The organism is Paucibacter sp. TC2R-5 (genome assembly GCF_025717605.1).
In the GTDB taxonomy this organism is placed as follows: Bacteria; Pseudomonadota; Gammaproteobacteria; order Burkholderiales; family Burkholderiaceae_C; genus Paucibacter_A; species Paucibacter_A albus.
In genome coordinates this window covers 257,247-270,998 of sequence record NZ_JAJIRQ010000002.1, presented here as the reverse complement: position 1 = coordinate 270,998, position 13,752 = coordinate 257,247, and the positions used below count along the sequence as shown (strand labels likewise).

The window sequence follows — 13,752 nt, the reverse complement described above, 5'->3', positions numbered from 1 at the left end:
AAGTGACCTTGCTCGCCTCGGCGAGCAACCTTCGTTCGGCGGCAGGAACTCCTGTCTTTGAGAGACGCTTTTGGCCAAGGCCTAGCGTCAGCACCTGCCGCTCTCGTCTCTGTCAGGACTATCGTGAAAACCCATCCTCGGATAGGGCCTAGTTGCGCTCGCTCGGCTGTGCTGAGCCTGCTCGCTAGTGCCTGCCTTGCTGCGGCGGCATTCGCCCAGCCTTTGGCCGACTCTGGCCATTCTTCTACTTCTACTTCTATCTCTACTACTTCGACCGCCAGGCCAACCTTGGCGCAAGCGCTGGACGCGGCCTGGTCGCGCAGTCTTGAGTCCGCCGAAAGCCGCGGTCAGCTCGGCATGGCCCATGCCGAGCGGCGCGTCGCCGATGCCTGGTTGGCGGGCGCGCCGGCGCTCGAAATGTCGCAGCGCCAAGGTCGTGGCTCGGCTGCGGCAGGTGCGCGTGAAACCGAAATCGGCTTGCAGCTGCCGCTGTGGCGTCCCGGGCAACGCCAACTGGGCGCCCAAGCGGCGCAGGTCGAGCAAGACTGGGCGCAGGCCGCTGAGCGCGCGGCCCGCTGGCGGCTGCTGGGCCAGCTGCGCGAGCTCGGTGGTGGTTTGCGCGCCGCCCAAACCGACGTGGCGGTGGCCGACGCGCAGACGCAATTGCTGCAGCAACTGTCTCTCGACGTGGCGCGACGGGTGCAAGCCGGTGACCTGGCTCCGGCCGACGCGCTGGCCGCCAAGGCCGAATGGCTGGCGGCGCGCTCGCTGCTGGCCGAAGCGGAGCAAAACTTGTTGGCGCTTCGCTCGACCTGGCAGCTGCTGACCGGCTTCCATGTCGAGCCGGCAGCGGAGGCTTTGCTGGTGCCGCAGGACGGGGCGCAAGAGACAGAGCATCCGGCCTTGCTGCTCGCCGATTTGAGCGTCGAGCGTGCGCGTCAGCGTGTGGCGCTCGGGAAGGCGCAGCGTGGCGCGCCGCCGGAGCTGGGCATCAGCATGCGTCAAGAGCAGCCCGGTCAGGGCCAGTCGGCGCAAAGCAGTGTGGCTTTGAGCTTGCGCCTTCCTCTGGGCAGCGAGCCGCCGCAGCAAACACAGCAGTTGGCGGCGGCCTTGGCCGAACAAGAACTCGCCCTCGCAACCGCCCAGCGCAGCCGCCTGCAGATCGAAGGCGAGCAAGCCCTTGCACGCGCTCGCGAGCAATCAGCCGCCGCGCAAGCCGCGGCCGAACGCGAGCGCGCAAGCTTGCTGCGCGAGCGGGCGCGCTTGCTCGACAAATCATTCAAGCTCGGCGAAACCTCGCTGCCCGACTTGCTGCGTGCCCTCGGTGCCGCCACGCAAGCCGAGTCCGCTGCCGAACGCCAAGCTGCCGCCCATGCGCTGGCGCAGGCGCGGGTCAAACAAACATTGGGCCTCTTTCCATGAATACATCTCTTTTTCAAGCAGCAGGGCGTGCGCGCATCCGCCAAGCCTGTGTCGTCGTGTGTTGCAGCCTGGCCGCCACTTGGGCCTTGGCCGGCCCAGGTGCCCACGGTCCGAACGGCGAGCATCTCGATCAAGCGCCGTCGGCCGGCGCTACGCTTGCGGCAGGCCCGCGCGTCGAAGCCCAGACCGATTTGTTCGAACTCGTCGCTCGGCTTGGGGCTGCTGACTTGACCCTCATGATCGACCGTTTCGCCAGCAACGAGCCCGTGCTCAAGGCCGAGGTCGAAGTGGAATCCGGCGCGCTCAAGGCCAAGGCCAAGTTTCAGGCCGACTCGGGCGCTTATGTCCTGAGCGACCCGGCCCTGCTCAAGCTGCTCGCGACGCCGGGCGAGCACCCATTGCTGATCACCATCGTGGCCGGCGCTGAAACCGACTTGCTGGATGGCGTGTTGCGGACCTCGGCCGCAGATGCTGCCGGGCTGGACCACGATGCCGAGTTCGGCCACGGCGAGAGTCGCTTCCCGGCTTGGGCGCGCTGGTTGGGTGGGGGCGTGCTGCTGTTGGCACTGCTGTTGGCACCACGCGGCTGGGTGCGCGTGCGCAAAGCCAGAAAACTTGGCATGAACTCGGGAGCACAAACATGAAGGCATTGACGAGCAAATTCATCAGCGCTTGCCTGCTTTGGCCCGTGCTGGCCGTATTGCCGGCTCAGGCCGGGCCGGGCGCGCATGGCCCGAACGGTGAGCATCTGGATGCGCCGACGGTGGCCGCTGCCGATGGTCTGGCTCGGCTGGCCGATGGCAGCGTCAATATGCCCAAGCTGGCGCAGCGCCGTTTGGGGATCAGAACCGTGTTGGCCCCCGAGAGCGAAGCGGCCGCGACGCTGCTGCTGCCCGGCCGTGTGGTCGCCGACCCGAACGCCAGCGGGCGCGTGCAAGCGACCCATGGTGGCCGCATCGAAGCCGGGCCCAAAGGTTTGCCGGTGCCCGGCCAAGCGGTGCGTCAGGGCGAGATCCTGGCCTGGGTGCGCCATCATGCCGATCCCTTCGCCGTCGCCTCGCAGCAGGCACAGCGCGCCGAGCTGCGCGCTGGCCGTGAACTGGCGGAACAGCGCGTCAAGCGTTTGGAGGCGCTCGAAGGCACGGTGCCGGCCAAGGACATCGCGGCGGCGCGGGTCGAGGCCCAGTCATTGGCTGCGCGGGAGCAGAGTGTTGCCGCCAGCCTGGATGCCCGTGCGCCGCTGCGCGCGCCGGTGTCTGGCGTGATCGCACGCAGCGAGCTGCAAGTGGGGCGTGTCGTCGAGCCCTCCGAGGTCTTGGTCGAAGTGGTCGACCCGGCGCGCCTGATGGTGGAGGCGAGCACCCCAGACGCTACGCTGGCCGCGCATATTGCGGGTGCGGAGCTCGCCGGATTGCCGGGTGTCAAGCTGCACTTTCTGGGTGGCGCGCTGGCCTTGCGGGACGGGCTTTTGCCGCTGAGTTTCAAGGCTCAGATGAGCGGTGGCAGCTTGGCGCTGGGTCAGCCGGTGGAGCTGGTGGTGGCGCTGAAGGAACGTCGCAAAGGCATCGTCTTGCCGGCCGAGGCGGTGGTGCGTAACCCGGCCAATGAGCGGGTGGTCTGGATCAAGCTCAGCGCCGAGCGCTATATGTCCATGCCGGTGCAAGTGCAGCCGCTGGACGCGAGCCGGGTCTTGGTGACCAGCGGCCTGTCGCCCGACAACCGCGTCGTCGTTCAAGGCGCCGCCTTGATCGCGCAAATCAGATAGGCCGAGCCATGTTCAATTGGATCGTTAAATTCAGCCTGCACAACCGGCTATTCGTCTTGGCCTTTGCGGCCTTGCTGATGGTGGCCGGCGCCATCACAGCTTGGCGCACGCCTATCGACGTCTTCCCTGACCTCAACAAGCCGGTGGTCACCGTGCTGACCGAGGCCGGCGGCATGGCGCCCGAGGAGGTCGAGCAACTCATCACCTTCCCCATGGAAACTGCGCTCACCGGCATGCCCGGCGTGACGCGGGTGCGTTCGACATCGGGGGTTGGCCTGTCCGTCGTCTATGCCGAGTTCGATTGGGGCAGCGATATCTACCGCAACCGCCAGCTGGTGGCCGAGCGTTTGAGTCAGTTGCGCGAAACCCTGCCCGCCGGTGTCACGCCGACGATGGGGCCGGTCTCGTCCATCATGGGCGAGGTGATGCTGATCGCGCTGCCGCTGGACGGCAAGGCCACGCCCATGGCGGCACGCGAGTACGCCGACTTTGTGCTGCGGCCGCGCTTGCTGGCGATTCCCGGTGTGGCGCAAGTGATCCCGATCGGCGGCGAGGTGCGGCAGATGCGGGTCGAGCCTGACCCGCTGCGGATGGCGCAGCTGGGCGTGTCGCTGAGTCAGCTCGAGCAGGCCTTGCGCGGTTATGCCGGCAATGCTGGCGGCGGCTTTGTCGATCTGAACAGCCGTGAGTACCTGATTCGCCTGCTGGCCCGCAGCAACAAGATAGAGGATCTGGCCGGCGTCGCCGTGGCCTGGAAAGACGGCCGGGCCGTTTTGCTGGAGCAGGTGGCCACGGTGCGCTTCGCGGCCGCTGTCAAGCGTGGAGACGCCGGCTACATGGGCGCGCCGGCGGTGATCGTCAGCGTGCAAAAGCAACCGGCCGCCGACACGGTGCGCCTGAGCGGCCAGATCGAAGCGGCCTTGGCTGAACTCAAGCCGGGCCTGCCGCCGGGCTTGGCGGCACCGGTGGTCTTGTTCCGCCAGGCAGACTTCATCAAGGCCTCGATAGGCAACGTCAGCGAGGCGCTGCGCGACGGCGCCATCATGGTGGCCATCGTGCTGTTTGCGTTCTTGCTGTCCGCGCGTACGACGCTGATTTCGCTGATCGCCATTCCGCTGTCCCTGGCCGTTACGGCGCTGGTGTTCCGCTGGCTGGATCAGTCCATCAATGTGATGACGTTGGGCGGTCTGGCGATCGCGATCGGCGAGTTGGTCGATGACGCGGTCGTCGATGTTGAGAACATCTTGCGCCGCCTGAAGGACAACCGCGCCGCCGCCCAGCCGCGGCCGATCTTGGAGGTGGTGCGCCAAGCCAGTGTCGAGGTGCGTTCCGGCATCGTCTATGCGACCGTCATCGTGGTGCTGGTGTTTGTGCCGCTGTTCGCGCTGCCCGGCATTGAAGGGCGCTTGTTCTCGCCACTGGGCATTGCCTATATCGTCTCCATCCTGGCTTCGATGCTGGTGTCGATGACGGTGACGCCGGCGCTGTGCACTTATCTGCTGCCGGGCATGAAGCGCCTCGATCATGGCGACAGCCCCTTGGTGCTGAAGTTGAAGGCCTGGGACGCCAAGCTCTTGAATTGGTCCTTCCCGCGCGCCCGCGCCCTGATCCTGGCGGCCGGCCTCGCGGTGGCGCTGGCCGTGGCCAGCGTGCCCTTCTTCCCGCGCGCGTTTTTGCCGGCTTTCAATGAGGGCAGTTTGGTGCTTTCGCTCTTGTTCAACCCCGGCACTTCGCTGGCCGAGTCCAATCGCATGGGCGCATTGGCCGAGCAGCTGATCAGCCAGGTGCCGGAGGTGACGAAAGTTGGCCGGCGCACCGGCCGCGCCGAGCTCGACGAGCATGCCGAGGGCGTGCATTCGGCCGAGATCGATGTGGACCTGGCGCGCGGCGGCAAGGCCGTGGACCGCGAGGCGGTGATGGCCAAGATACGGGCTCAGTTGGCGGTGCTGCCCGCCCAAGTGGCGATAGGCCAGCCGATCTCGCACCGGCTCGACCATCTTTTGTCCGGTGTGCGCGCGCAGATCGCGGTGAAGATCTATGGCGATGACACCGACACGCTGCGCGGCTTGGCCGAGCAGATGCGGGTCGGACTGTCTGGCATTCCGGGCCTGGTGGACTTGACGGTGGAGAAACAGGTCTTGATCCCGCAGGTTTTGGTGCGCATTGATCCGCGCCGACTGGCGCAGACCGGCTTGTCGCCGGGCGAAGCGGTGCGCGTGCTGCAGGTGCTGACCGATGGCGCCCACGCCGCGCAGATCGTCGACGGCCCGCGTCGCTTCGACCTGGTGCTGCGCTTGGCCGATGGCCAGCGCGGCCCGCAAGACTTGGCCCGCATGCTGGTTGACACGCCGGCCGGCCGCTTGCCGGTCTCCAGCTTCGCGACGGTCGAAGAATCCGACGGGCCGAACCAGATTGGTCGCGAGAACGGACGCCGCCGCATCGTCGTCTATGCCAATACCGACGGCGCTGCCGGAACCGATATGGCCCATGTGATTGCAGACATTCGCCAGGTGGTCGCCAAGACCAATCTGCCCACGGGCAGCTTTATCAGTCTGGAGGGGCAGTTCCAGGCGCAGGAGCAGGCAACGCGATTGATCCTGGGCCTCTCGCTCGTCTCGCTGACGATGATGTTTCTGGTGCTTTACTCGCGCTACCGCTCGGCCGTGCTGGCGGCCATCATCATGGCGAATATTCCGCTCGCTTTGATCGGCGCCGTCGCGGCGATGTGGGCCAGCGGTGTCAGCCTGTCGGTGGCGACCATGGTGGGCTTCATCACGCTGGCCGGTATCGCGACGCGCAATGGCATCCTGAAGATCAGTCACTACATCAATCTGTGCCGATTCGAAGGCGAAGTCTTCGATCAGAAGATGATCGTGCGGGGTTCGCTGGAGCGCCTCACGCCGGTCTTGATGACGGCGCTGGTGGCAGCCTTCGCGCTGACGCCGCTGCTGTTCGCCGGTGATGCGCCGGGCAAGGAAATTCTGCACCCGGTGGCGGTGGTGATCTTCGGTGGCCTGATCAGCTCGACCCTGCTCGATACTTTGCTCACGCCGCTCTTGTTCTGGCGGCTCGGGCGCAACGCGACCGAGCGGTTGCTGCAGGACGATGAGGGCGGCGAAGCCGGCGACGCCAGTTCCCAGGGGCGCGAGGCGTTTTGATAATAAGGTCTAGCGGCGCCTCATGTTGAAGTGCGCCGCATTCAATCGAGAGAATTCAATATGCTGACTATGAAGTACTGGGCTCAAGCCCTGGTTCTGGGTCTGAGCGCTCTGACCCTCAACACAGCCAACGCGCATGGTGCGGCCAAGCCGCAGCATGGCGGCGTGGTGCAGGTCGCCAATGACGTCAGCTTCGAGCTGGTGTTGCTGGCCGATGGCGCACTGCTTTATCTGGTTGACCATGACGAGCCGATGAGCTCGGCGGGCATCAACGGCAAGCTGACGGTGCTCAATGGCACAGCCAAGAGCGAGGCCGAGCTCAAGGCCGCTGGTGACAACAAACTCGAAGCCCACGGCATCAAAATCGCCAGTGGTGCCAAGGTGGTGGCGACCTTGAGCAATGTTGAAGGCAAGACGGTGACGGTCCGTTTTGCAATCAAATGAAGCGGCGGTCGATAGCGCTGACCGCCGGCTTGGCGCTCGGCCTTGCCTTGCTCGGCGCCCAAGCGCGAGCCGAGTTGATTGAGATTCAATGGACCGAGGCCGGGCGGTTTGAGCATGCCAAGCCATTGGCTGCGGGCAAGTTTGTCGAAATCTGCGGCAAGCTGGACAAAGCCAAACCGGTCAGCTGGCAGTTCAGTGCCGAGCGAGCGCTGAACTTCAACATCCATTTTCATGAAGGTGAGAAGGTGACCTACCCGGCCAAGGTGGAGGGTGCCACCGCCGCTTCGGGTCTGTTGAAGATCGTCAGCGAGCAGGACTACTGCTGGATGTGGTCGAACAAATCGGGCCAAGTCGTTGAGCTCAAGCTGAGCTTGATCCGATAGATTCGACGAGTAGTGCGTTTGCGGCCTGGCTTGGCGACGCGTTGATCAGGGTATCGCTGCAAAAGAGCTGCTATTGCCCTTGATTTCAAGACATCTGGCCATGCGTGCGGCCCGACTATTTGTGACTCACTTCGTACGCAAATGAAGGGTGTTCATGATGACTCAGCTTGGCCGTGGCGCTTTCGCCGCCTCTTCTCCTGCGCCTTCGTCCGCATCATGGCCTTTGCGCCGATGGCTCAGCATGACAGCCGCTTTGTTGGTGGCCTGCAGTCATGGCGGGCATCAAGACGATGTCGCGGCGGTCACGCCGCCACCGCCGCCCGTCGTGGTCGCCGATCCGACGCTGCTGTTGAGCAGCGTGGACGGCGGGGCCAGCTTGCTGGGCGCCATCAATGAGTTGTCGCTGGAGGCCGGTGCTGCGGCGACCGCCTATGCAAAGTTCGAGGGTACGGCGTGGATTCGCGGCGTCCGGGCTAGCGGCCACGGGCTGGTCTTCAACAGCGCGGACAACAAGTTCTATGCGCTGCTCAACGGTGCCGGCGCGGACAAATTGGGCATGTTGATCAGCTTCGACCCGTCCACCGACAAACTCACCCTGCTCAAGAGTTTGCCTCGACGCAGCTACCCCAAGGTGACGGGCGTCAATGGCGAGACCTTCGATTTCGAGGCGCCTAACGGCTTTTTCAGGCGGCCATTGCTGAGCCCGGACGGCAAGGCGATGCTCTTGCGCAGCAGCTACGGCGGCGTCGATGATCGAGGTGCGCTGATCCACATCAACCTCGATCCAAAGAGTGCCGACTACCTGAAAGACAGTCTGGCCTACAGCTTCTTCGACTACGAAAAATCACGCGGCAACTACTGCGACTCGCTGCGCAATAGCGGCGATGATCAGATCTCTGAAATGGTCTGGGGCCAGGACCCCGCCGGCAAAGCGGTGGTCTATATGGCCGTGCAGGGCGTCGCCTACGATGTGTCGCTGGCCAGCAATCCGACCGAGCCGCGCAACTGCAATCTGGCCACGATAGACGGCAAGACCATAGACAAGATCATGGGCCGCATGTTTGCCTTGAAGCCCGGCGATGCGAGCGATCTGGCCAAGCCTTGGTCCTATAGCCATGGCTACACCACCTTCGACCCGCTGCTGCATCTGGGCCGCCAGCTGTATTGGGACAGCCGCCAGAAAGCCGTCCGCTGGACAACCGAGAGCGTCGGTGGCGGCATGCTGGATTTCTATGCCGGGGGCGATGGCGGCCCACGGCTGTATTTCGGCGCGACCGAGCAGTGCTTCCGCCTGCAAGGCCTGTTGCCGCTGAACCTGGGCGGCGACTCGATCGCCATGTGCTCCGGCCTGAACGGCTCCGACACCGTGCCCGACTCGCCGCCGCGCATCTTCCATTACACCGCCAACGGCTTCTTTACCCAGCAGGCGATGCTCAATAACTTTTACCCCGAGCGCAAGTTCATCAATGGGTCAACCTCCTCGTTGGCGTCGCGGCGCGTCTTTATCAATGGTGGTGACCTCAGCTCCGATTGCAGCGAATCCGTCACGGTGCCTTGTCTTGCCGATTCGACGCTGGAGGAGTTGGATCCGGTGACGGGCTATTTTCAGCAAATATTGGCCAAGGGCGATATGACCAGCAGCGGTCGTCTGTTCCTGGGCGACCCGGCGGTGGGCGCTGCGATGACCGAGCCGATGGCCGACCGCTATGTGGTCTGGTTCGGCGCGATGGTGAAGGGCTACTCGGCGGTGCTGAACAAATACGACCGTGCCACCGGTAAAACGACCACCTTGCCTCTCGATCCCAAGAGCGGCGCGCATCCGCTGGGCCCGCTGCTGGACTTGGGCAATGGCCAGGCCATGGCTCGCGTGCTGGCCGCCGCGCCCGCGCCCAACCCCAAGGCCGAGAAGGCTTACGAAGGCGTCGGCGGCTATGCCGGTGGCCCGGGCATGTTGGCCTCACAACAGGGCTATGCCTGGTTCGATTTGAAGACCAAGCAAATGCTGCGCAGCGTGTCGCAGGATCGCGCCATCAAGGCGTTCTCGCAAGAGCGGGTCAAGCTCGACGACGGCAGCTTGTGGGAGGCGATTGTTTACAACCTCAACGACGGCTTCGGTGACTGCCGCGCCTTCAACAAAATCGATGCAAGCAGTGGCAAGTTGCTGCCGCTGAAGGCCGAGCGTTGTGATGAAACCAGCTTTCCGGCCGACCCTTTTGCCTTGGCCGGGCGTGGCAGTACGGCGCTCTATCTGCCGTTTTGGAAGGCCAATGTCGATGCCGCCAAGGGCTATGCCGACGTCACGCTCGCCTGCATGCGCGTTGATAGTCCGGCGGCCTTCATCCGGTCCGATGCCTTGGGCCCCGCGCAAGCCGGTTTTGGCAATGCCCATCGCATCGTCTATGGCGCCAGCTACTCGCCCGCGAACAAGGCCATGTATCTGGCCACGGCCAAGCTCGCCGATGCCGACCAAGGCACGGTCTTCGAGGTGGACAAGGGTGTGGCCGACGCCGATTTGTGCAAGGCAAAGCCGGTGATAACGCCGCTCGTCAGCGGTTTGAGCGACGTGCCCTCGACGCGAATTTTTTCGCTCAAGAGTGGCGTCTTGGCTTACGGCACATCGAACGGCAAGCTGATGAAGTTGGATCCTGCCGCCAAGTCGGTGGCTTTGATCGCCGATCTGCGCACGGCCAATGCGGCCAGCTCGGTGGTGCGCGGCTACTTGGCCGAGGCCAAAGAGAATGTGCTTGCCCTGGTCGTGTTCGACTACGACGCCGGCGGGCGCAATACGGCTCGGCGCTTGGTGACGGTGGACGTGCTGACGGCCAAGCAGTCCAGCCGTGATGTCACTCAGCTGATCAGCGAGAGCGAGCCTTATCCGGGCGTGATGCGTTTGAACTAATGTGTCTGCGCAGACGCGTGGAAATCAAGCCGCACTTCCAGACCGCCTAGCTTTTCGCTGCGCCCCACCTGCAGCGCTGCGTCATGCAGTTCGGCGATGCGCCGCACGATGGACCAACCGAGGCCGCTGCCGCTGGCTTCATTGCCCAGCACCCGGTAGAAGCGCTCACCCAGGCGCTGCAGTTCTGCGTCCGAAAGGCCCGGCCCGCTGTCATTGATTTGCAGCTGAAGCCGGCCTGCATGGGCTTGCAAGCTCACATCGATGCGCGCGCCGGCCGGGCTGTAGCGCAAGGCGTTGTCGATCAGATTGCGCAGCAAGGCTCGCAGCAAGGGCTCATTGGCGGCGATCTCGGGCACAGGTCCGGGCTCCAAATCTAGGGTCAGGTCTTGCCGGCGTTGCAGGGCGGCCGGTGCCAGGTCGGCCAGCACTTGGCGCAGCAATGCGCTTAAATCAAGCGGCAGGCAGGGCGGCCGTTCGCCCCCTTCCAGCCGCGCCAGCGTCAGCAGTTGATCGACCAGCCGGGTGGCGCGGTCGCAGCCGAGCAGGGTCGCTTGCAGCGCATGCCGGCGCAGCTCGGCATCGGGCTCGGCCAACGCGACTTGCGCTTGTGTGCGTATCGCCGCGATCGGCGTGCGCAGCTCATGCGCGGCGTCGGCGGTGAAGCGACGCTCGGCCTGCATCATCGCGCTGATGCGCTCGAACAGGCCGTTCATGGCTTGCAACATTGGCGCCATCTCGGTCGGCGCGTCCACTGGAGTCAGCGGCGCCAGATCAAGCGCTGAGCGGTCGGCCAAACTGCTGCCGAGCTCGCGCAGCGGTGCCGTGCCGCGCCAGACCGCCCACCACACCGCCAGCGCCAGCAAGGGCAGGGCTAAGGCCATCGGCCAAAGCGCGCCGCGCAAGACCGCCCACAGGATGGCCAGGCGCGAATCGATCTGCTCGCCCACATAGACCTGCACATCGCGTTCGGCCCCAAAGGCGGCAAACACGCGCCAGCGCTGGCCCTCGATCACGGTGCTGCGCAAACCCTGGCGAAATCCCTCGTCAAACGCAATCATCGGTGTCGCCGGTGCATTGGCCGAGCGCTGCAGCAACTGCCCCTCGTGGAAAACCTGGAAGGCGACCTTGTTGGCGTAGCGGTGCAGGGTCGGGGCGTCGATCGCTCGTTCGTCGCTTTCCGCCTCGCCCTGTTGTTGCGCCACCAGCAAGGCGGCCGCCTGGGCCAGATGGCCGTCCAGCAACTCATCGAGTTCATGGCGCGCATCCAGCCAGACGGTGGCGGCCAGGCCCAGCCAGATCAGCAGCACCGCGCTCAGCACCAGCGCGAGCAGCCGCCCCTGCAGCGATTTGGGACCGCGCAGCATCAAGGCGCTGCCTCACGCAACAAGACATAACCGACACCACGCACGGTCTGTATCAAATCGGCCCCGAGCTTGCGGCGCAAATGGTGGATGTGGACCTCGACCGCATTGCTGTCGACCTCCTGGCCCCAGCTATAGAGTTGCTGCTCCAGCTGTTCGCGGGACAGCACGCGGCCGGCGCCCAGCATCATGGCCTGCAGCAGATCGAATTCGCGGGTCGACAAGCTCACCGCAGCACCGCCGCGCAGCACGGTGCGGGCGGCCGGATCGAGCAGCACATCCTGCGCTCGTAGCAGCTCTTGCGGCTGACCCGCGGAGCGACGCACCAGCGCACGCAGCCGGGCGCCCAGCTCGAACAGATCGACCGGCTTGATCACATAGTCATCGGCACCCAGATCCAGGCCACGAATGCGATCGGGCACCGCGTCGCGGGCGGTCAGCACCAGCACCGGCAGCGTTATCTGGTCGCGGCGCAGGCCGGCCAGCACGTCCAGCCCATCCTTGAGCGGCAGGCCCAGGTCCAGCACGGCGGCCGCATAATTTGCAGCTTCAGCGCGCAACTCGCGCTCGGCGGCCAGGCCGTCGCGCACCCAGTCCACCACAAAACCCTGCTGGCGCAGGCCGGCACGCAGGCCATCGCCCAGCAAGGCATCATCTTCGGCAAGCAGGATTCGCATGGGCTGATTATTGAGCCTGCACGCCGTCAATCGTCATCATCGTGACTACTTTGATGGCGGGCGCTGATCCCGGGGCGGTCCGACAACTTGGACGGTGCATCCTGCCATTGCCACCACCAAAAGCCCATGACTACGGCAACTAGGAGCAGGGCCAGCGGGCTCATATTCTGCTTGACCAGATCGGGACCTTTGCCGGGCGAGCGGCCGCTCAGCATGGGGCCGGCATGGTTGTGGCGGCGCAGCAGGCTCACCCCCGCGATCAAGGCCAGATGAGCCAGCACGACTGCCAAGCTGGCATTGCCCAGCAGCTCATGCAATTCCTCCAGTGCATCTTCCCAGCGATTGCCCCACCAAGCCTGCTCCAAGCCGACACCGCTGAGCGCGGCCGTCAGGGCTGCCAGCAGTATCGCCACCACCGCCAAGGTGTTCAGCCCCTGGTAGCTGGCGAGCAGATTGCCCTTGCCCTGCGGCCAGGCCAGCAACTGCTGCGGCAGGCCGCGAAGCTTGCTGAACCAGCCCGACAGGCGAACGCGCTTGGGCCCCACCAAGCCCCACGCCAGCCGGGCCAAGACCAGGCCCAAGACCGTGTAGCCCAGCGTGACATGGAGCAAATGCCAGCGCTCGCTTTCGGCGCTCAGGTAGGCGCCGGTGAAGCTGAAGGCCAGCAGCCAGTGCAGCGCCCGGGTCGGTGCGTCGATGACGCGGCGGCTGGGCGGGTGGCCCGGCGTCGCCAGCGGCGATTCATTTGGGGATGCGGATGCGGTGTGCATTGAAGTTTCCTTGTTCGGCGGTGGTGTGGCAGGCGGCGCAGTTGGCGGCGCTCTTGATGCTGGCGCGCTGCCAGGTGGCGGCGGAGATTTCGTCGTGCTCTCGCACAAACCAGGCCGAGCGCGTGATGCGATCGGCGGGCGGCGCTGCGTAGCCCACGCGCTTGTAGGTGCCGGCATTGCCGACGAGCCAGCGGCTCAACTCGTTCACGCTGGCTGCATCCAGCGAGGCATCGGAGCCAAAATGCTTGGGCAGATTTGCCATCAGGCGTTGCCAGGACGCTGCCGGCAGCATGCCCGGCGGATAGGCCAGATGGCAGGCCGCGCACTCTTGCTGATACTTGGGCAGCAAGGGGACGGATGCGCCGCGCCGGCCATCGTCATCGGCATGAGCCGCGCCGGCGGCCAGCAGCGTCAGGGCCAGCCAGGGCAACAGCAGTGAAGTTTTCATCATGTGGCTCTCCTCAGGGTTTGAGCGTGATCAGCCAGGCCAGCACATCGGCCTTTTCGGCGGCGCTGCATTCGCGGCTCAGCACATCCTTGCAGTTGCGCCGAAACCATTTCTCGACCTTGGCGGGGTCGCTGAAGCGTTTGGGGTTGAAGGCCGGCGCCAAGGCGTCAATCGGCTTGCCGGTGCCGGCATGGCGCCCCGCTGCGCTGGGCAGCGCCTGGTGGCAGGACGCGCAGCTCCATTCCCCGCCATGGGTGACGGTGAAAAAGCGTTGGCCCAGCTTGGGGTCGGCGCTGCGGCCTGCCTGGGCGCTGTAATCGGCCAACAAGTCGGCAGATGCGGCCTTGGCGATGCCGGCGAGGGCGGTCAAAAGAGCCAGCAGCCCGCTGAAAAGGAGTGTGCGCGTGTTCATGAACTGCATCTTG

At 65.1% G+C, this 13,752-nt stretch carries 12 protein-coding genes; 7 read left to right on the top strand and 5 right to left on the bottom strand.

The window, feature by feature from the left end:
• Window positions 1-288: 288 nt before the first annotated feature.
• From LNV08_RS04870 to LNV08_RS04840, 7 genes are all read left to right on the top strand, one after another.
• Entirely contained in the window at window positions 289-1,422 is a 1,134-nt protein-coding gene (locus tag LNV08_RS04870; protein ID WP_263532545.1) for a TolC family protein, read from the top strand.
• Window positions 1,419-2,066, top strand: coding sequence for a hypothetical protein (locus LNV08_RS04865; protein WP_263532544.1), 648 nt, complete (start codon window positions 1,419-1,421; stop codon window positions 2,064-2,066). The genes LNV08_RS04870 and LNV08_RS04865 overlap by 4 nt, the downstream gene beginning before the upstream one ends.
• Window positions 2,063-3,187 (top strand): efflux RND transporter periplasmic adaptor subunit, encoded by a 1,125-nt coding sequence (locus tag LNV08_RS04860; protein ID WP_263532543.1) that lies wholly within the window; start codon window positions 2,063-2,065, stop codon window positions 3,185-3,187. The genes LNV08_RS04865 and LNV08_RS04860 overlap by 4 nt, the downstream gene beginning before the upstream one ends.
• 8 nt (window positions 3,188-3,195) lie before the next feature.
• Complete coding sequence (locus LNV08_RS04855; RefSeq protein ID WP_263532542.1) at window positions 3,196-6,345, top strand: efflux RND transporter permease subunit; 3,150 nt, start codon at window positions 3,196-3,198, stop codon at window positions 6,343-6,345.
• Between the two features lie 60 nt (window positions 6,346-6,405).
• The gene (locus tag LNV08_RS04850) at window positions 6,406-6,789 is read left to right on the top strand and encodes a hypothetical protein (protein WP_414858680.1); all 384 of its coding nucleotides are present in this window, start codon (window positions 6,406-6,408) and stop codon (window positions 6,787-6,789) included.
• A complete protein-coding gene (locus LNV08_RS04845; protein WP_263532541.1) occupies window positions 6,786-7,172 on the top strand; it encodes a hypothetical protein in 387 nt (128 codons plus the stop codon). Before LNV08_RS04850 ends, LNV08_RS04845 begins: the two co-directional genes overlap by 4 nt.
• A 241-nt stretch (window positions 7,173-7,413) precedes the next feature.
• The gene (locus LNV08_RS04840; protein ID WP_263532540.1) at window positions 7,414-10,071 is read left to right on the top strand and encodes a hypothetical protein; all 2,658 of its coding nucleotides are present in this window, start codon (window positions 7,414-7,416) and stop codon (window positions 10,069-10,071) included.
• On the opposite strand, the gene LNV08_RS04835 is transcribed toward LNV08_RS04840, so the two are convergent.
• The 5 genes from LNV08_RS04835 to LNV08_RS04815 are packed head-to-tail and all read right to left on the bottom strand — an operon-like array spanning window position 10,068 to window position 13,739.
• The gene (locus LNV08_RS04835) at window positions 10,068-11,435 is read right to left on the bottom strand and encodes an ATP-binding protein (RefSeq protein WP_263532539.1); all 1,368 of its coding nucleotides are present in this window, start codon (window positions 11,433-11,435) and stop codon (window positions 10,068-10,070) included. The genes LNV08_RS04840 and LNV08_RS04835 overlap by 4 nt on opposite strands.
• Complete coding sequence (locus LNV08_RS04830) at window positions 11,435-12,109, bottom strand: winged helix-turn-helix domain-containing protein (protein WP_263532538.1); 675 nt, start codon at window positions 12,107-12,109, stop codon at window positions 11,435-11,437. The genes LNV08_RS04835 and LNV08_RS04830 overlap by 1 nt, the downstream gene beginning before the upstream one ends.
• Window positions 12,110-12,135: 26 nt before the next feature.
• Complete coding sequence (locus LNV08_RS04825; RefSeq protein WP_263532537.1) at window positions 12,136-12,879, bottom strand: cytochrome b/b6 domain-containing protein; 744 nt, start codon at window positions 12,877-12,879, stop codon at window positions 12,136-12,138.
• Window positions 12,851-13,330: a diheme cytochrome c gene (locus LNV08_RS04820; RefSeq protein WP_263532536.1), complete on the bottom strand. Its 480-nt coding sequence runs from the start codon at window positions 13,328-13,330 to the stop codon at window positions 12,851-12,853. The genes LNV08_RS04825 and LNV08_RS04820 overlap by 29 nt, the downstream gene beginning before the upstream one ends.
• A 10-nt stretch (window positions 13,331-13,340) precedes the next feature.
• Window positions 13,341-13,739, bottom strand: coding sequence for a DUF1924 domain-containing protein (locus LNV08_RS04815; RefSeq protein WP_263532535.1), 399 nt, complete (start codon window positions 13,737-13,739; stop codon window positions 13,341-13,343).
• Between the last annotated feature and the right edge of the window lie 13 nt (window positions 13,740-13,752).

Bases quoted from the DNA above. Each gene is read 5' to 3' on its own strand.
- LNV08_RS04820 (WP_263532536.1), bottom strand. From the start codon at position 13,330: ATGATGAAAACTTCACTGCTGTTGCCCTGGCTGGCCCTGACGCTGCTG.
- LNV08_RS04830 (WP_263532538.1), bottom strand. From the start codon at position 12,109: ATGCGAATCCTGCTTGCCGAAGATGATGCCTTGCTGGGCGATGGCCTG.
- LNV08_RS04860 (WP_263532543.1), top strand. From the start codon at position 2,063: ATGAAGGCATTGACGAGCAAATTCATCAGCGCTTGCCTGCTTTGGCCC.
- LNV08_RS04855 (WP_263532542.1), top strand. From the start codon at position 3,196: ATGTTCAATTGGATCGTTAAATTCAGCCTGCACAACCGGCTATTCGTC.
- LNV08_RS04835 (WP_263532539.1), bottom strand. From the start codon at position 11,435: ATGCTGCGCGGTCCCAAATCGCTGCAGGGGCGGCTGCTCGCGCTGGTG.
- LNV08_RS04840 (WP_263532540.1), top strand. From the start codon at position 7,414: ATGACAGCCGCTTTGTTGGTGGCCTGCAGTCATGGCGGGCATCAAGAC.
- LNV08_RS04815 (WP_263532535.1), bottom strand. From the start codon at position 13,739: ATGAACACGCGCACACTCCTTTTCAGCGGGCTGCTGGCTCTTTTGACC.
- LNV08_RS04825 (WP_263532537.1), bottom strand. From the start codon at position 12,879: ATGCACACCGCATCCGCATCCCCAAATGAATCGCCGCTGGCGACGCCG.
- LNV08_RS04865 (WP_263532544.1), top strand. From the start codon at position 1,419: ATGAATACATCTCTTTTTCAAGCAGCAGGGCGTGCGCGCATCCGCCAA.
- LNV08_RS04850 (WP_414858680.1), top strand. From the start codon at position 6,406: ATGCTGACTATGAAGTACTGGGCTCAAGCCCTGGTTCTGGGTCTGAGC.
- LNV08_RS04845 (WP_263532541.1), top strand. From the start codon at position 6,786: ATGAAGCGGCGGTCGATAGCGCTGACCGCCGGCTTGGCGCTCGGCCTT.